17 protein-coding genes are annotated in these 17006 nt (G+C 52.1%); all 17 read right to left on the bottom strand.

The window, feature by feature from the left end; all coding sequences use genetic code 11:
- Complete coding sequence (locus tag WCV85_03775; protein ID MFA6473973.1) at nt 1–1278, bottom strand: pilus assembly PilX N-terminal domain-containing protein; 1278 nt, start codon at nt 1276–1278, stop codon at nt 1–3.
- Entirely contained in the window at nt 1268–2125 is an 858-nt protein-coding gene (locus WCV85_03770) for a prepilin-type N-terminal cleavage/methylation domain-containing protein (GenBank protein MFA6473972.1), read from the bottom strand. Before WCV85_03770 ends, WCV85_03775 begins: the two co-directional genes overlap by 11 nt.
- Entirely contained in the window at nt 2106–3221 is a 1116-nt protein-coding gene (locus WCV85_03765) for a hypothetical protein (GenBank protein MFA6473971.1), read from the bottom strand. The genes WCV85_03770 and WCV85_03765 overlap by 20 nt, the downstream gene beginning before the upstream one ends.
- On the bottom strand, nt 3202–4113 hold the full coding sequence (locus WCV85_03760) for a type II secretion system protein (GenBank protein MFA6473970.1): 912 nt from the start codon (nt 4111–4113) through the stop codon (nt 3202–3204). The genes WCV85_03765 and WCV85_03760 overlap by 20 nt, the downstream gene beginning before the upstream one ends.
- Before the next feature lie 27 nt (nt 4114–4140).
- The gene (locus WCV85_03755) at nt 4141–4929 is read right to left on the bottom strand and encodes a prepilin peptidase (protein MFA6473969.1); all 789 of its coding nucleotides are present in this window, start codon (nt 4927–4929) and stop codon (nt 4141–4143) included.
- An 8-nt stretch (nt 4930–4937) separates the two neighbouring features.
- Nucleotides 4938–5315: an endonuclease domain-containing protein gene (locus WCV85_03750; GenBank protein MFA6473968.1), complete on the bottom strand. Its 378-nt coding sequence runs from the start codon at nt 5313–5315 to the stop codon at nt 4938–4940.
- 195 nt (nt 5316–5510) lie between these two features.
- Nucleotides 5511–5930, bottom strand: coding sequence for a hypothetical protein (locus tag WCV85_03745; GenBank protein MFA6473967.1), 420 nt, complete (start codon nt 5928–5930; stop codon nt 5511–5513).
- 35 nt (nt 5931–5965) lie between these two features.
- A complete protein-coding gene (locus tag WCV85_03740; protein ID MFA6473966.1) occupies nt 5966–7540 on the bottom strand; it encodes a hypothetical protein in 1575 nt (524 codons plus the stop codon).
- A gap of 3 nt (nt 7541–7543) precedes the next feature.
- Nucleotides 7544–8104, bottom strand: coding sequence for a type II secretion system protein (locus tag WCV85_03735; GenBank protein ID MFA6473965.1), 561 nt, complete (start codon nt 8102–8104; stop codon nt 7544–7546).
- 115 nt (nt 8105–8219) lie between these two features.
- The gene (locus tag WCV85_03730) at nt 8220–8825 is read right to left on the bottom strand and encodes a type II secretion system protein (protein ID MFA6473964.1); all 606 of its coding nucleotides are present in this window, start codon (nt 8823–8825) and stop codon (nt 8220–8222) included.
- A gap of 409 nt (nt 8826–9234) precedes the next feature.
- Complete coding sequence (locus WCV85_03725) at nt 9235–10443, bottom strand: type II secretion system F family protein (GenBank protein ID MFA6473963.1); 1209 nt, start codon at nt 10441–10443, stop codon at nt 9235–9237.
- An 8-nt stretch (nt 10444–10451) separates the two neighbouring features.
- Nucleotides 10452–11528: an ATPase, T2SS/T4P/T4SS family gene (locus WCV85_03720; protein MFA6473962.1), complete on the bottom strand. Its 1077-nt coding sequence runs from the start codon at nt 11526–11528 to the stop codon at nt 10452–10454.
- 245 nt (nt 11529–11773) lie between these two features.
- Nucleotides 11774–12193, bottom strand: a complete 420-nt coding sequence (locus WCV85_03715) for a response regulator (protein ID MFA6473961.1) — start codon at nt 12191–12193, stop codon at nt 11774–11776.
- Between the two features lie 19 nt (nt 12194–12212).
- Nucleotides 12213–13976, bottom strand: coding sequence for an ATPase, T2SS/T4P/T4SS family (locus WCV85_03710; protein ID MFA6473960.1), 1764 nt, complete (start codon nt 13974–13976; stop codon nt 12213–12215).
- Nucleotides 13973–15145, bottom strand: coding sequence for a hypothetical protein (locus WCV85_03705; GenBank protein MFA6473959.1), 1173 nt, complete (start codon nt 15143–15145; stop codon nt 13973–13975). The genes WCV85_03710 and WCV85_03705 overlap by 4 nt, the downstream gene beginning before the upstream one ends.
- 4 nt (nt 15146–15149) lie before the next feature.
- Entirely contained in the window at nt 15150–15758 is a 609-nt protein-coding gene (locus WCV85_03700) for a hypothetical protein (protein ID MFA6473958.1), read from the bottom strand.
- On the bottom strand, nt 15755–17002 hold the full coding sequence (locus WCV85_03695; protein MFA6473957.1) for a hypothetical protein: 1248 nt from the start codon (nt 17000–17002) through the stop codon (nt 15755–15757). The genes WCV85_03700 and WCV85_03695 overlap by 4 nt, the downstream gene beginning before the upstream one ends.
- Nucleotides 17003–17006 lie beyond the last annotated feature (4 nt).

Genomic DNA, 17006 nt, shown 5'->3' with positions numbered 1-17006 from the left:
TTACGGACAAGGTCCTTCGGTTGGGTCACGATACGTGAGGTGATTCAGAAGTTCGTAGCTCACCCCCGTCGTATCTCCTCCAAAGTTTATGTTGATACTTGGGGGCGGTGTCTTTGTAGAAATTGTGAATTGATCAGTAATAATACACGAACCACTTCCGACAGCATTGACGGTTTCCGTTGTTCCGCCTGATGTTGGTAAGGTAACGCTCCCGCTATATCCAGTGGTATACAACAGACGAACATAGTATTTACACGGAGCAGTATCGCATGAAGTGAATGGATTCACTAATGGATCGGCATTATTTTGAATTGCAGCTGATCCAACTAAAGTAGGGGTGTTAGGTGCTGGGGCAGTGTACGGTCCATACCGCAAAATTTCATCCGTCGTTGATTGCGCTTTGTCTTTCGTCAAATCTTTTTCACTGAATATGACAAAGTCAAAGAGGGAGGAAAGGGGTATTGACCAGGGTACGACGGCCAGCAATGCTTGCTGCTGGTTAGCGAACGCGCTGCGTGAAGTGGATTTGATGCGGAGGTGGGAATTCAGCTGCGGGTAACTGTTGATTGTGAGATTTGCAACATCACCATTTGCATTCGTTCCCTCCGGCGCCAAAGCTGTAATGCGGATCCGAAAACCTGCGTACGTTCCTGGAAACGCCGGGTAAAATTGGGTAAGTGGGACAACGAAACCGTCGTACGTTACCCCTCCAATCGTACAATTATTTTCAGTAGAGAATTCAGAATACGAAGCTAAGACGCGTTGCGTTGCAGAAACTTGCCCAGTTGTCTGCAGCCAAGCAACCCAGCTAATTTCAAGGACTTCATCACTGGTCGTGTCGCCACTTTCAGCAAAAACACATAAACCAGGAGCACCCAGGTTTGTGGTGATGGAGGCATCAACATCATAGATTTCCACAAACGTACTTTGATTTTGCTTTAACTCTTTTTGGGTTACAGTTCCACTTGTCACGGCCGTACTCAGGTCAAGATTGAAAGGAAAAGGAGATGCATTTGGCGCAAGGGAGCCTTGTAAAGCCAATTCTGCTGCAGCTAAGGTACCGCTTCGAAGTCCTGAGACTTTGCTGAGTGCCTGCTCAATGCCAGATTCCGCCGCGTAGTAGCCCTGCTGCCCCTGAGTTGTTGTTGCATTAATGCGGGTTTGGAAAACGACAATCGCAACTATCGTCACCCCAATGGCAATGACGGCACTCATGACCATGAGTGCTAAAATCAATGTGACACCCTTTCGCTTTGGTGAAAATTGCTTACGGCGCATACTGGTTCAGTTGTTGCATGTTTTGGAAGACCCGGCTGGCAACGGTGGTTTGAAAAATATCACTCACGGTATTCTGGCCTACTGTCCGTTGCGCAGCAATGCTGAAGGTCACCCGGGGATGGAGACCAATGACTTCACCAAACTTTTGCGGAATGCAATAGCATGCACGTGGATTTCCTTTTCCAAAAGCGCAATTATCTCCTAGCAAGCCATTCCCATCAATTGTTTGGCAGTGCTCACCCCAACGACAGATGCTTTCATTGTAGACCCCTGTGACGCCGCCTCCGGGAGGTGTTCCGCAATTTATCGGACCAGTGCCTGCAAAAGGGTCGGCTGAAGGCGACACATAAAAAGTGAAGTTAGTAATCTGCATTGAGACCGGAGTGACGGTTTCCCAACTCTCAGCTGCATCCGTACAGTCGAGAGTAATGGTGGGTACGCAGCGTTGGAGGGTATTCGAGGCAAAACGATAGAGAATCCGCTGTTCAAAGGCATCAACAAAAGCGAGGTAGCTATCACCCGAATTATTCGCCTGACCATCAAGTGAAGTGAATAGACGCTGTCTGCCAGTAGGTAATGGGAATTCACTTTGGTAGAATGCATAGTCAATAGAGCTTTCACGAAGTTCTTGCGACATTTGCTCAATAACTGCCCGAATATCATTTTGCAGTTGCTCTTGGGAAACCGCTCTTCGCTGCTGCTGAATGAATACTACGAGCAATGTGACTGCCATGAGCACCGTCATGGAGAAAAGCGCCATAGTCACAATAACTTCAATAAGCGTAAAACCAGACCGTTGACGGTTCCGAAAGCCAAAGACAAAAAAATTAAAACTGGAGCCAGTCATACAAATACGTTTGGTACACTGCTTTGGTTGAACTCGTTGGCGTTGGCCAGCGTACTTCACTGGTCACCAAAACACCCACCTTCTTTGCCCCAGCAAATTCCCCCTTGCAATCATTGTTACTATTCATTGGCATAATTTCCTCCCCACCAGGGGTTCGGCATACTTCACGGGTTGAAACAACTCGGAAGTACTTCGTTGCAGCAAGTGCAGGGTTGCTTGCATCAACGTTTTGCATGTAGGTACCCAGGTAACTTTGCACCCTCGCTCGGGAATCATTCCAAGCTTCATTTGGGTCAAAGGTGAGATCTATTGTGGCTGGTACAAACATCTCCAACTGCGCAGCCACAGTCTGCGTCCCTGGGGGTTTGATTGCCATTTTTGGAAACCCAGTGGTCAAGTGGTATGAAGCGTCATTAATGGTGTTTACCATCATGACGAGGTCAGAGATGTCTAGCTGGTTATCTCCATTAAAGTCACAATCTACCGTTGTTGAAACACCTGGATATGGAAAAGCATCTTGGAGCGGACCACAGAGCCGTGGGAGATCCCACCCAGCAAAAATGTAATTTTCAAGGGCAATGATGTCACATCGATTCACCACTCCTGCAGGAACGGTCTGCCCCGGATTCACAACAATATCCACACCAGTGATGACGTTAGAATCATATCGGACGCAGTTATCCGATGGGTACCCACCGCAGGCTGGAGGAGTAACATCTGCGCCACGTTCGTAACACCAACGCGTGTCTCCGGTAATTTGATAGAAACCCAAAAAGTCAGCTCCAACATCCATGTGAGCCAAAGCCGCGTAATTTTTTGGGACTAATGTAGTGAAAAATTGATCCCATGAAACTGATGCATCACTCGCCCGCATGAGGGACGCACTGTTCCGTAAACTCACCACCAGCTCCACACCTTCCCTCGCTAGATTCTGCGCCACCACGCGGTCTTGGTTTGCTCGGCCAAGCTTAATGGTAGTCATAATGAGTACCAAAGACCCAACAACCGCAGTGATTATTACCCCAATGGCAATAATTCCCTCCAAGAGAGTGGTTCCAGCCGGCAAGCGAAATTTTTTAGATCGCGCAATCGGCATCTGGTGTATCAGTTAACACATTTTTATCAGTCATTATAACGAGTCGGCAATCAGTAGTCCGATTGACCAATCCCATCAATATTTCCACCTTTGACCATGGCGTATGTGCACCATCTGCGGACGTTGGAGCGACATTATCGGTCAGAATCACTTTCCGGCCAATACTCGCAGAGAATGCGTCGCCTGATTCAGAAGTAAATTGGATAGTTGCGCTTAATTCTCGATCAACAGGCACCGCAGAGCTCGTTGGCGCTAAAGTAGAACTCCCATTCCAAACAGTACGATTCCCTCCAAGTCCGGTACACTGCGCGTACGCAACCGCATTACTAATTTTTATATCCTTCACTTGAACTTTTGCATCCCAGACCAGCCGTTCTCGCTTATAATCCTCTAGATGCGGTGGAACACCGGCTCCGTCAGGATCGGTACCATGGTGAATAATGTTATCAGAAGCGTTTAAGAGTAGTTCCGCGTCAGCAAAAACATGCGCTCCAAGAAAGCAATTCGCCTTGCACTGTACTGTGTCAGCATACCAATCATACTCGTTTGATCCACAATCAAATTTAATGACCTCACCTCCAGCAGGTGGCATCAATGCACATCTTTGTACACCTGGTGATCCAGGACAGTCACTGTCTGCATCACACTCACGGTGAATATCATTCTCACAAAACCGAAGTTCATCATTATTATTTTGAGCCTCAGTTATTTTACTACTCGCCGCGGTTTCCTGCGCCAAGCGAATGTGGCTCATCACGCTGGCAACCTCCCGAATCAGCAAACTATTCTCGTTTGACCTTCGGTAATTAGCCAAAAGCACACCTAGCATTATGCCGGTGATGGCAATGACAACCAGGGCTTCAATAAGGGTAAATCCTGCTACTTTGCGCATGAGGGTCTTTTGACTACTGAAATGGTACTAGAAGCCAATGAGCTCCTGGTACCATTCTACCACGACATGCCCAAAGAGGAACGTCAAGATGCCGGCAAGCCCCAGGAAGACGCCAAAGGGCAACTGCGTGCCAAATTTCGCCTTGCCACGGCTAAGCAGCACCGCCGCCCAGATACTCCCAAAAATGTACGAACCAAAGAGTGCTAAGCCACCCAGGGACAAGCCAAGATACGCACCAAGAATTGCCCCTATACGGATATCCCCAGACCCCACCCATCGCCCCTTGGAAAGGAACCATTGGGCGGCAAACCAACCCCCACCAAGGACGGAAGCTAAAGCAATGTGCCACAAGTGCTGCCAGGGCGCATCAGTCCCCACAAACGCATACACCACCTGCAAGATGACGAGCGCTCCCAGAGTTGGCAAACTCACGGCATCTGGCACTACCTTCCGTTGACCATCAATCCAGGCAATGATGAGTAATCCCACGGCACCCACAACACCAATCAGTGCGTACACGCTGGTCCCATGCATCCACCACAGCAACGGTACAAGGATAGCCATGCTTAGCTCAACCAAAATGTACTGGGGACTAATTTTTTTGCCGCACTTCCTGCACTTCCCCCGGAGCACCAGGTAGCTTACAACTGGAATGAGATCGTACCACTCCAAACCTCTCCGACAACGGGGACAGTACGACCGGTCTTTGATTTTCAAAAAACTCTTCCGGCGTGGTAGACGGTAAATGACAACATTCAAAAAACTGCCTATGCAGGCGCCGAGGAAGAAGAGGGTGGTGAGGATGAGTATTTTCATTTTATTCGTTAGGGATTTTTACCTTCTGCATCCATGTTCTGTATCTGGGGGATACTTTCAAATATTTTCTCTAACACCGCTTCAAGTTCACTTCCAACTTCATTGTTCCAAAAACGCAATACTTTCCACCCTTGTTCGGACAACCAAGTATCTCGCCGAACATCATGCATGCGCTGCTCCGGCACCTCATGTCCACTCCCATCCACCTCAACAATCAACCTACAGCTTGGCGCACAAAAATCTGCAATGTACGGACCAATGGGATACTGCCGGCGAAACTTCACACCCGAGAAGCGATGTGCGCGCAGATGTTGCCAGAGTATGGCCTCAGTTTCCGTCTGGTTCTTCCGCAGAGCTCGTGCTTGTGATGTGCGCTTCGTGGACATAACATTCTTCTCCTCTCCCCCGCGCTGCGCGAACCCTCTCCTCTGGTGAGGCGAGGGAGGGGATAAAACAGCAACTGTGAAAACTGCTCGGACACGGAACCTCCTCACCCTCTCCACTCTGTGGGAGAGGGACGCCTTCCTCCATCCGGGTTCACCCGGATGGAGGAAGGCTGGGAGAGGGGAATACTCTTCTGTTTACTGCAACCCAGCCGGGGTTAGGACATGCTTTCCGGCAACCAGTCCAGAGGTGCCACGTTCCAAGGTGAAGGAAATTTCGTACGTCTTCTCATCTGGCACTTTGGACACCAGGTAGTCACCCCCGCGTGGGTCTTTGAAGGAAGCGATGCTGGTCAAATCTTGTGCAAGGTTACAAGTACGAACCGGAGCATTGACCGTGGCACACCCACCTTGGGCCGCACCGGCGTAACTGGCCGTCCGATTGTACAGCAGCAAAAACCCAACCTGCAGCCGCGCCATATCGGCCACGCGTTGGGCATCCCGCGCCTTGGCGCGTTCCCGGCCAACCAAACTCAGCGCCCCAGCAGCCAATGCCAGGAACACCAGGCCAATGAGGACGAGACTTACCATGGAGAGACCTTTTGGTATTGCTTTCATACAGCAAAAAGTATACACGAAAACCCCAAAGAAAACTACTTTTTTAGATCTACAAGACGTTTCTTGATTTGCTCAAGTTGCTGGGAGATAGTTGAAAAAGCAAAGCCTTTTTCCACTACCTCTACAGTAAATGGCGCCAGGGTTTGTTCGACAAGTTGTTGTTCCTCAACTTTCTTCCCCTGCTTCTTATACACATCAGCCAAAGAAATAGCTGCGTCTAAGGAAAAAAATCTATCTCGTTGTAGCACCTCTTTGTATAACCGTTCCGCCTCGGCATTATTGCCCTCTGAAAAAGCAATTCGAGCAGCGACTTGGTATGCAAAAGTGTCTTCCCTATTCCACTGGTAGGCTAAACGGGCTTGATGCTCCGCCTCAGCAAGATCCTTCTTTTGGTGTCCATTCAGCCAAAGCGACTCCGCATATGCCCGACGTTGCATTGGGTCAGCATCAAAATGCAGGGCAGAGGCATAGAGCGATGCAGCGCTCTTGGTGTCTCCGGACTGTGCTGCCCGCTCTGCTCGCCCAAAGCGATTAATACCAAAACCCATAGCCAGACTCAGGAGTGCTACCACCCAACCACCAACAAGAAGTGACCGCCGAAAGATTCGTCGCGTCTCTTGACTGGAGCCCTCTTGGGTTATGAACGGTGAACTCATGAGTCCAAACAGGATTGGCCAACTGAGTGCCACAGCCGGGTGATCCACAAAGACGACACAGGCTACGGCTCCAAGCAAACCAAGGCACGCCACGTATACCCAAGGCATTTTGGCTTTTTGTGCCACCAGTGGTTGGATACTGAAAAAGAGAAAAACGAGGAAAGCGGCAATAGGGAGTATGCCAAAACCTACAATGGCGTCTACTAGTGAACTTGGTGCATGTTCGGCATATACCGAGGCATTCGACGCAAACCGGGGAAAGTAAAAAGTGTAGTTCCCTGAACCAACGCCCACCAACGGGTGTGCAGAAAATATCTGTTGCAGTACATTCATTTGCTGGGTGAGCGCTGCCCAGGCACTATGCCATGCCTGCCACGTGCTTGGGAGTACCCACGGGCTAACGAGGAATATGGCTATAGCAGCAAACAATACCCTCAATCCCCTTCCCTGAGCCCTGATGAGCAGAATAATTGCACAGGCCAAGGGGAGCAACACTGCAGCAGTCAGGAGTAGTGGGTCTTTGCTAACTACAGGAACCCAAGGAATAGACAATGACGTTTTTGTGGCGAGATATGACCAACCAACAATCACCACACCGACAATGACGATACCAATCATCAAGGGTTGCCTATGCTCAGGGGTTAGTGAACGAACCAAAAAGTACACAACCACCCCAGCCAAGAACACCAACCAACCCCGCAGTGCCAAATATGGATTTGCAGCTAGAGCACTGCTGATTAGCCCCAAACCCACACTCAGCCACAAGTACACCGCCGGTTCTCGCCAGGAAAACTTAATTTTTACCAAATAATGAAACGACCATGCGAGAGGAAGCAGCAAAAACCCCATGACCACCAAAGGCCATTTACTGGTAAAACTTGGCAGGAACCAACCTGCAGCTACTGCGATTAGCAGAAAACCCACCGGCAACCAGTAGCGGAGGTACGTCATCATAGCTTAGTCGCAAGGCGTGGAAGTTGGTGCACTTTCTTCCGCTGCTGACTCAGTTGAACGGTATATCCACCAGGATTTTGTAGGATCTGCAGGACGCTCCAATTCAGTTACTAACGCATAAGCTTCTGCACTCACCTGACTTGAATCTCCTTTGCCAACACAAGACATGTACCAAAACTGTTTTGAGAGGTCTGTTGGTCCCACCGTCTGTGCATTTGGTAAACGCGCAATATGTTTGCTTGATCCAACCAAAGCATCGTAAACCACACATCCAAGGCCACACCCTGTTGCATCTGCTCGCTCACCAAGCTGTGCGCCTCCCAAACCTGTCCAAGTAGCAACACCCGCAGCAGTAGAATCAGGGTATGTACTATTATTTGAATCGTAGTATAAGGCTAACCCTGTTGTTAGCTGCTTCAAATCGCTTTTTCGAGTAACATCCCTTGCTTTCTCACGTGTTCCGTTAAGAGCTATAAGTCCGACCGCTGAAAGGATTCCAATGATGGCAATAACCACAAGGAGTTCAACTAAAGTGAAGCCTTTACGGTCGGGTATCATTTTCATGCTACTAGTATAATACAAAGGCACTCGTATTGCTATTAAAAAAACTTTTTACTCTATGGATGAGTATGCCAAAAAAGGACCGCTGGGTCCTTCTTTGGTTTCACTAACATCAAGACTACGAGCAGTAGGTTGCTGCGGGCGTCGTTTCAGCTGCTGTACCATTTGTGGAGTTTACTATCCACATCTGTTTTGTACTATCAGCTGGACGTTCCAATTCCGTTGCGATCGCGTAGGCAGTATTGCCTATTGCGCCAGCAGTGGTACATGAAGCGTACCAATACTGCTTCATGGAGTTATTCGCTCCACCATTTGGTGCTGCGGGCAAACGAGAAATATACTTTTGTCCTGCTACTAACGCATCGAACAGCAAGTCTCCTGCTGCTGAGAACCCAGCAATAGGACCAGAGTCTGCGCGAACCCATTTTACCGTCGTTGTAGCAATAGACCCGGTTCCGGCTGTTGGGAGCGTTGGATTTGTACCTTCGGCATTATCTGTTGTGTGGCCATTCGCAGTTCCCGCATCTGACGATGGGTAATCATTATTCGTGTCATAGTACAGCGCCAAACCCGTGCGGAGCTGTCCCAAATCGCTCTTACGTTGGCTGTCGCGTGCCTTTTCACGAGCACCGTTCAAAGCGATCAAACCGACCGCTGAGAGGATACCAATGATGGCAATGACCACCAAAAGTTCAATGAGGGTAAAACCTTTTCGTTGTGTCATGTCATTGTCACCTCCCTTCAGGGTATCCGTGGAAAATTGATGAAGGCTTGGGTAAAGGGGATCAGTGATCAGTACTGCACCACCCATCTCCTAGACCCCCCACGAGAGTGAGGGAACAAGCCTGCATGCCACGACAAGGATATGTGAATAGTATACCAGGTTTTGCGGGGACTGTATGTAGGGGGTTGCTAGCTAGCGCGCTGGCGATTCCTTGTGGGAAGTAAGAACCACCCCTAGCCCCTCCTTGGAAAGGAGGGGGTTATTATCCAAACCTCCCCTCTCCCTTGTTCCCTCTCCCTCAGCGGGCGAGGGAGACGTTGCACAATCATGCTTTTCGTATTTCCACTTCTTTATTACCTCTATCTTCTACCAATACCGCTATCGAAAACCAAACCTTCAATCTAAACTGTTACTGTATCGCATTGCTCACGTTGTAAATTGGCATGAGAATGGACGACACCAGGAAGCCCACACCCACACCCATGATGAGCAGGATAATTGGTTCAATGAGCGCCACCAGGTTGCGGACCATGCCGTCCAGCTCGTTCTCATAGAACTGAGCGACCTTGAACAAGACCAAGTCCATTTTCCCAGACTGCTCACCCACGCTCATCATCTGGCTGAGCATCAAGGGCACGCTCTTGCTCTTCATAAACTGGGTGGTGATGGAATTCCCATCTTCTACATCCCGGATTGTGGCTTGGAGAATGCGCTGGTAGGTTTGGTTACCAACTACTTCGGAGGTGATGGCTAAGGCTTGGGAAATGGGCACACCGGACGCCAACAGTGTGGACAACGCCCGGGACATGCGGCTCAGATAAATCATGGAAAAAATACTGCCCGCCACTGGGACTTTTAGTTTGATAAGGTCAATTGCCCGGCGGCCACCAGGTGTCCGGCGCCAGGCAACGAAGGCCACAATAATGCCAATGATGAGCAGAATCACAATGTACCATCGGAACCGCACAAAGTCGCTGACCGCGATAAGCGCCTTGGTGGTAAAAGGTAATTCTGTTTCGCTCTGCAAGAAAATTTCCATGAGCTTGGGCAGCACAAACACCACCATGACAATACCTACAGCCAGAACGGCAAAGAGGATGACTGCTGGGTAGATGAAGGCACCTCGTACCCGGCTAATGACGCCGTAATCTTTTTCCTTCTGGTCAGCCAAGTACACCAAGGTTTCGTCCAGCTTACCCGTGGTTTCCCCTGAGCGGATCATGGAGACGAAGAACGTATTGAACACCTGTGGGTACCGTGCCAGGGCAGCCGAAAATTTTGCGCCACCATCCACTTCATCCAGAATGTCGGAGAGGATCATTTTGAAGTGCACATTCTTGGTTTGCCGTACCAAAATACGCAAGGCACGCACAATGGGCACGTTGGCGGAAATCATCACCGAGAGCTGCCGGGCAAAGATGACCTGCTCCTTCACGCTCACCCGGTTAAAAATGTCGGTGCCAAAAAGTTGCGCGCTCTTCTTCCGCTCTTTCAGCGAAATAATCGTCAGGGATTTTTCCCGTAGGGTATCGTACGCAACCGCGTCGGTTGGCGCCACCACAGCTCCAACCACGGTTTGCCCGGTATCATTCTTCGCTCGGTAGTCGTAAATGGCCATAGCAGGGTTTAGGAACGGCTAATCATGAATTTGAAATTGGTGGGATCCAAGGCAACGGCTTCGGCATCATCTGGCTTGATCTCATTTAAGCGTACCAGTTCGGCTAGGGATCGGTCGAGCGACACGCTCCCCTCCTCACGGCTGGTTTGCAGGGTGTTTGCCAGCTGAAGGAACTGCCCATCCCGAATCCCCGCGCGAATGGGGGTGGACGGCGCCAGCACTTCAGAAACCAGGATGCGTCCACCGCCCACCCGGGGCACCAAACGCAGGTTTATGACGGCCTGGAGAGCCTCAGACAGCCTTTTCCGGGCCCAGGTCTGCTCATCCAAGGAAAAAGCCGCCACCATGGCTTCCAGTGTCTGCACCGCCGAATCTGCGGGAAGAGTGGCAATGATAAGCCGCCCGGCATGCGCGGAGCGGAGCGTGGCCTGCAGGTCTTCTGGCTTTTCCAATTCCGAAATCGCCACCACGTCTGCATCCTCCCGGTCTAAGAGATCTAAGCCGTGCGCAACGCTGGGTACGTCTGTACCAATTTCTCGCTGCTCAATGACACTCTTCTCACCAGCCAGGAGAAACTCAATTGGCCGTTCCAGGGTCACAATGCGGCAAGCGCGGGTGAGGTTGATGGTCTGCAGTATGCTCGCCAGAACAGTTGTCCGCCCAGAACCATACGGACCGGAGAGCAGGACCAAGCCGTGGGTAAAACTTGGAATCTGCTCCACAATGGGCGGCAGGCCAAGCTCTTTCACCCCAGGGAGCACGTCCGGAATGTACCGAAGCTCCAAAGCCAAGGAACCTTTCTGGTAGGCCACAACCAGCCGAAAACGCAGCTTCCCTTCCAGGGAAATGGCAACGCGAACATCTCGCTCCTTTTCCAGCAAGGCCAGCTGCGCCGGGGTGAGGGTTGCCTCAATGTACCCACGCAGTTGGTCTGCCGTGAGCACGCTGGCATCTGGCAAGGGTGTTAGCTTCCCATCCACCCGCAGCATGGGTTGGCTTCCAGGAACCAAATGCACATCCGACGCTCGGTATTGCGTCGCTTGGGTAAGGATTGCGGTAATAGCTTGTTGCTCGGAAGTAAGCATGGATGTATGAGGAGGAAGGAGGTTTTTTGGAGGTTGTATCAATCTTTGTCCCGAAGACGAACTTCTTCCTGATAAGGGTTACCCCTCCGCACCGTCCGGGGTGCTTCCGATGGGTCGCACCCGCCTGCTGGCCCCCTTGGAAAGGGGAGGACGGGTTGGGTGGAAAGAAAAGTCATCCGCCTTCCATTATTTCCCATCCCCATTCGTAATTCGTATATTCGTATCTTTTTTCGTAATTCGTAACCCTATTTCACCAATCGCTTCACTTTCGTCACAACCTCTGACGGCATGAAGTGGGCTTTGATGAGGTAGTCCAGGGCGCCAAGCTTGAGGCCTTTCTGCACATCTTCCTTTTGGCCCAAGTTGGTGAGCAAAATGACCGGCACGTCTTTGGTGGCTGGATCGGCTTTCACCGCAGCCAGCACTTCAAATCCGCTCTTCTTCGGCAAGACGATATCCAGCAGCATGATCCGCGGAAGTTCTCTCTTCACTAGCTGCAGCGCTTGCTCGCCATCGGTGGCCAAATTCACCCGGAAACCTTCCAGCTCCAGCTTGGTCACGTACATCCCGGCCAGAAAGGTATCATCTTCCACCAGGAGGATTAACGGTTTGACTTTGCTGGGGGTGGCTTTGGATTTGGCGGTTTTCTTGGGGGGGGTTGGCATAGGGGTGGAAAATGGAAAGTTACTCTTGCGTTGCGCGTAGCACTTCTTCAATGGTCGTCATGCCCAGGATGGCTTTCACAAAACCGTCCTCTTTCATGGTCAGCACACCTTGCCGCTTCGCTTCAGCTTTGATGTCCGCCAGCTTGGAACCGCCGGTGATAATGTCCTGCATCTGCTCGGTAATTTCCAGCACTTCGGCAATGACCAACCGACCTCGGTAGCCACTGTTCCCGCAGCGTTGGCAGCCCTTCCCATGCATGAATGTAAATTTTTCTTTCAGGTTCACTCCTTCTGGAAAGGCACTTTGGGAGGCATTCTGCAGCACTTCCAAAACCTCTTTATGCGTTGCCTCTGGCACGTCAATAGGCTCCCGGCAGCTTTCGCAAATTCGGCGCACCAAGCGCTGGGCAATGACTGTGGAAAGTGATGCCGCGATGAGGAAAGGTTCAACTTTCATATCAATGAGCCGAGGCACTGCGCCAAAGGCGTCGTTCGTGTGCAGTGTGGAAAAGACCAAGTGCCCGGTCAGCGCAGCGTTCACGGCTAATTCTGCCGTCTCCCGGTCCCGAATTTCACCCACCATAATCACGTCGGGATCTTGGCGAAGGATGGAGCGCAGCCCGTTGGCAAAAGACAAACCCACTTCCGCATTCACCTGACTTTGGTTCACCCCCTCCATGTGGTACTCCACCGGATCCTCCAGGGTCACAATGTTAATATCTTCTTTGTTGATCATCCCCATGAGCGTGTATAGGGTGGTGGATTTTCCGGAGCCGGTTGGACCGGTACTGAGTACCATACCTTGGGTGGAGGTGAGGGACTTCTGCAGCACGTCTTTTTCGCGGCCGACGAAGCCCAGATCGGTGAGGGTGAGTTTCTGAGCGGTAGAGTCCAGAATACGCATCACCACTTTCTCATTGCCCATCAGCGGGAGAGTGGAAACGCGCAGGTCAATGCTCTTCCCATCCACTTCCGTATGGAAGCGACCATCCTGCGGCAAGCGCGTCTCATCCAGCTTGAGGTTGGAAATCACTTTGATGCGTGCCACAATGGCCGAGTGCACGTACGGCGGCAGCTTGATGGACGTGTGGAGAATGCCATCCACGCGATAGCGCACCCGCGAACCCTCAGCCGTAGGTTCAATGTGAATGTCCGAGGCTTTCCCTTCAATAGCGTGCCGGAGAATGACCGCCACCATCTTGGATACCGGCGCAGTTTTAATAACTTCTTCTATCCCCTTGTCCGCCAGGCTAATTTCATCCAGGTTCGTGGTGACGGGTTTCTCAGCCCCGGCAGTGGCAGCCAGCGCTTCCTGCACCTCCGCACTCAGGCTGGAGTACTGCTTCAGGATGGACTGCAGAGAGGAAAGCGAGGTAACCGCGTACTCCAGAACCAAATTATTGTTTCGGGCAATGAATTCAATGGCTTCCAGCGCCCGGAAGTTGGCGGGGTCAACCAGGGCCACGGAGAGTTTGGCGCCCTCCTTGGCGTACGCGACCATCTGGGCATTGCTGGCCAGATCGCGCGGCACAAAATTGAGCAATTCCTGTGATAAAACTTTACCCTGCAATTCCACGTAGGGCACCTGAAAAACCACGGAGCGCGCCTTCGCTACATCTTCGTCATGCACCAGGTTCTGCTCCTCCAAAATCTGAATGACCGGCACGCGCCGTTGCTGTGCTTGTCGTTCTGCTTCTGCCTTTTGGGTAGCAGTAATGACTTTCCGCTCCACCAGGACTGCTCCCAAATCCTTCAGTTCTGCTTGTCGGACAGGACTGGTCATAGCTCGCCGAACGGATTACGCCGACCGGCACGCTGCAATTCTTGGTAGCGAGAGGTATTCCCAGTGGTGTCTACACCCAAAACCGTGTAGTACACTGTTCCCGAGGCTGGAGGGCTAACGTCCAGGTAGCTGAGGTTCTGCTCTTCCACAGGTTTGGTTGCATCAGGCGCAATTCCTTTCTCACCGCTGATTTTCACGCCCAACTGCAGGGGGGTAATGGAGCGGTAGACATCGTAGCGGGCTACGTCCAGGGAGACAGACGGCGTCCACGATACAGTGAAGGCCTTGGCATCAGCATTGTACACGACGGTCACACTCTCTGGGGGTTGTGGCGGCATAGTATCCGTAGGCATTGCTTCGGCAGTAGCAACTTCACCAATCACCACGCTATCGTACCAACGGATAGTGTAAAAATGGAGGCCAGCTTTGCCGTCGGCATCGGTAAAACTTTGCTCATCGCTGGTCACTCGGCCAACCCGCTGTCCCAGCATCCCTGCGGTCGTGGAACGGAAAATGTCCGCGGCTTTCCCACTTGCCAGCTGCGGACGAACCCAGCTCACTCGTACCCCGGCGCTGGTTGGCTCCACAGCAATCGACATTTGTGACTCAGTGGTTTGCTCTTCTTTTCGGCCGGTACGCGCCGCAACTTGCGGGCTGGTCAGCTGACCGACGTAGCGCACGAACGCCGCAGCGTACGTCGCCACAGCTTTATCTTTTGCAGTGGTATCCAAGAAGCTCGTGGTCTTCAGGGGGAGGGTGGCCACATTCTGTACCGTCCCGTCCAGGGAGCGATCCAGAGAAATATCCGTGACGTCAGTTAACCCAGCTGGCACGCTCCAGACCACCAGTACAGATTTCCCTGTCCGCACATCAAACGCGCGGAAGCTTTGGGGTGCGGTAACGCTGTTCCGAGGAATGTTCGCCGTGGTCTGCTGCAGCAAATCAGTCCCAACCTTGGGTTGCAGGCTGTAGAAACGTGGATCACGAAAGAGCGACTGACCAAAGTCTTTAGGAACTGTGGCGCGGGGAACCGTGCCTGTGGTTGTCCCGGCATCACCCGAGGTAGAAAACTGCTGGTAGAGCAGGTAGCCGAGAGCGAGAAGCACTAACCCACCTCCTACCAGGAGGAGCATGCGAAGCCGCGAAGATTGTTGGCGATGGACGAGCATGCGCTTAGGGTTCCAAGAAGTAGGAGCGGAAAGAAAATTTGTACGAAGCTTGCGACGTGCCTGCGCCTGGTGCATAAGAAATCGCCGTGAGATCTAGGATTGGCGCCTGGCGAGAGACGACGTTGAGGAAACTTTTCAGTCCTTCGTAATTCAACGCCCCGCCCAAGACCACGGACACGCTCACGGTGCGGAGCTGGCTTGAAGCATTCGTCACACTTCCTGTGGCTCCCGTAGACGACACCGTACTCCCATCACTCACGGCAACGGAGAGTAATTCCATTTTTGCTTCCTTTGCAAACTCCTGCATTTGGCTGAATATCCCAGGAATATCCTTGCCCCGCGGCACCACCAAATTCACCCGCTCCAAGTCTTCGGGCGTCACCAGGTTCAAATTGGCTCGCAAGGCACGCAAGTCATCCAGGTACTGCTGCTTGGTTTCTAACTCTGCCCGTTTCTGGTTGTAGTTCAAACCACCCAACTCCTGCACTTTGGTGTAGCGAGGCAAGATGAAACTGAACAGTCCAATGACCAAGATGAGCAAGCTCACCACGAAGCCAATCACCACTAGGTGACGCTGGAAAAACCGGAGCAGGGGCATGAGACTCAGGGTCATAGACTTGGGGCGGCTTGGTAGAAAACCGTGGGAACCACGCGGAGAGAAATGGAAAAGGTGACAACTTCCGCGGTTGTTGACTGCCCAGGTGCACCCGGGGTTGCGGCGGAAGACTTGGTGCCGGAAGTTATGGTCACGTCCGTAATGAAGTCTTTGGCTTGCTGCATGGTAAGCAGCTGGTCACCCACATCGTTGTAGGTCTTGGCTACAGCAGAGAGGGTAACGGTGCCGGAAACATCAACCGACATATTCGTGTACGTGACACTGGGTAACGTCACGGCTTCCAATTTTTGGAAAAAGCCATCCCAGTAGACGTGCTGATCCAGAATCCGCCGCACGTCACCGGTTAGGCGTTGCAAAACCTGCGCCCGACCCAACGTACCAGATTCCAAGGCAGAGACGCTCACGGTGATGGTATCAAGCTCTGCTTGCACATTCGCCACCCGCGCTTCCACCCGCTTGCTGTACAGCTGCAGGCCAACCACAATGGCGGCGACCAAGACGAGTGCCACGCCAATGGACAAGCCGAAGATCAGCTTATCTTTGGGGGTCACCTCAGGTTGGTACTCCTCCGGCACTAAGTTCACGTCCAAACCACCACCCCGAACCAACTCTGCATTGGTGCTGCCACCTGGCGCAGCCATGCCCACCCGGGCACTCTCCGGCATAGTTGAAGCTACTGGCGCTGACACTGGTTTGAAGGCTGGAGCAGGTGGGGGCACTGGCATGGGAACGGCAGCAGCCACCCCGCTTGGCTGCCCTGGCCGCGGCATACCTGGTGGCGGTGGAGCCCAGGCTGGGGCTTTCCGAACTGGCGGCATTGGCGGCGGAACCACTGGCGCCGTCTTCAGCATGTTCTCAGCTCCGGCTGCAGGCACGGGTGGCGGCGGCACTGGGAGTGGAGATGTTGGTGGCAGTGGCGGCGGCACAACTGACGTTACCCGGGTATCCCGCGCAAAACGATCAGACATTGCCTCCAGTTTGGTGACTGGCGCCGGGGCATTTTTGGCCTGCTGCGGCATACTGGGAATCCCCAGATTTTGCTTCTGCTCATTTTTCACTAGGGTTTGAGGCTTCTTCGGGAAGAGATTCCGGAAAAAATCCATAAGCCCACCTGTACGAACCACGCGCTCTTGGACAACACGATCCTTCGGTGTGGTCATTTCCACCACCGCCTTTGGTTTTGGCCTGGGTTTTCCCAGCTGCTTGTCCTTTTCTGGAAGGAGGTTAATGTCGGATTCCATGGGT

Source organism: Patescibacteria group bacterium, from assembly GCA_041665345.1.
GTDB lineage: Bacteria > Patescibacteriota > Patescibacteriia > PEXW01 > PEXW01 > JBAYJA01.
The sequence above is the reverse complement of the archived record's forward strand: the minus strand, read 5'-3'. Positions and strand labels throughout refer to the sequence as shown.

Excerpts from the sequence above, each read along its gene's own strand:
- WCV85_03710 (MFA6473960.1), bottom strand. The coding sequence starts at position 13,976 with ATGACCAGTCCTGTCCGACAAGCAGAACTGAAGGATTTGGGAGCAGTC.
- WCV85_03770 (MFA6473972.1), bottom strand. The coding sequence starts at position 2,125 with ATGACTGGCTCCAGTTTTAATTTTTTTGTCTTTGGCTTTCGGAACCGT.
- WCV85_03725 (MFA6473963.1), bottom strand. The coding sequence starts at position 10,443 with ATGGCCATTTACGACTACCGAGCGAAGAATGATACCGGGCAAACCGTG.
- WCV85_03755 (MFA6473969.1), bottom strand. The coding sequence starts at position 4,929 with ATGAAAATACTCATCCTCACCACCCTCTTCTTCCTCGGCGCCTGCATA.
- WCV85_03750 (MFA6473968.1), bottom strand. The coding sequence starts at position 5,315 with ATGTCCACGAAGCGCACATCACAAGCACGAGCTCTGCGGAAGAACCAG.
- WCV85_03720 (MFA6473962.1), bottom strand. The coding sequence starts at position 11,528 with ATGCTTACTTCCGAGCAACAAGCTATTACCGCAATCCTTACCCAAGCG.
- WCV85_03735 (MFA6473965.1), bottom strand. The coding sequence starts at position 8,104 with ATGAAAATGATACCCGACCGTAAAGGCTTCACTTTAGTTGAACTCCTT.
- WCV85_03700 (MFA6473958.1), bottom strand. The coding sequence starts at position 15,758 with ATGACCCTGAGTCTCATGCCCCTGCTCCGGTTTTTCCAGCGTCACCTA.
- WCV85_03740 (MFA6473966.1), bottom strand. The coding sequence starts at position 7,540 with ATGATGACGTACCTCCGCTACTGGTTGCCGGTGGGTTTTCTGCTAATC.
- WCV85_03715 (MFA6473961.1), bottom strand. The coding sequence starts at position 12,193 with ATGCCAACCCCCCCCAAGAAAACCGCCAAATCCAAAGCCACCCCCAGC.
- WCV85_03705 (MFA6473959.1), bottom strand. The coding sequence starts at position 15,145 with ATGCTCGTCCATCGCCAACAATCTTCGCGGCTTCGCATGCTCCTCCTG.
- WCV85_03765 (MFA6473971.1), bottom strand. The coding sequence starts at position 3,221 with ATGCCGATTGCGCGATCTAAAAAATTTCGCTTGCCGGCTGGAACCACT.
- WCV85_03745 (MFA6473967.1), bottom strand. The coding sequence starts at position 5,930 with ATGAAAGCAATACCAAAAGGTCTCTCCATGGTAAGTCTCGTCCTCATT.
- WCV85_03730 (MFA6473964.1), bottom strand. The coding sequence starts at position 8,825 with ATGACACAACGAAAAGGTTTTACCCTCATTGAACTTTTGGTGGTCATT.
- WCV85_03695 (MFA6473957.1), bottom strand. The coding sequence starts at position 17,002 with ATGGAATCCGACATTAACCTCCTTCCAGAAAAGGACAAGCAGCTGGGA.
- WCV85_03760 (MFA6473970.1), bottom strand. The coding sequence starts at position 4,113 with ATGCGCAAAGTAGCAGGATTTACCCTTATTGAAGCCCTGGTTGTCATT.
- WCV85_03775 (MFA6473973.1), bottom strand. The coding sequence starts at position 1,278 with ATGCGCCGTAAGCAATTTTCACCAAAGCGAAAGGGTGTCACATTGATT.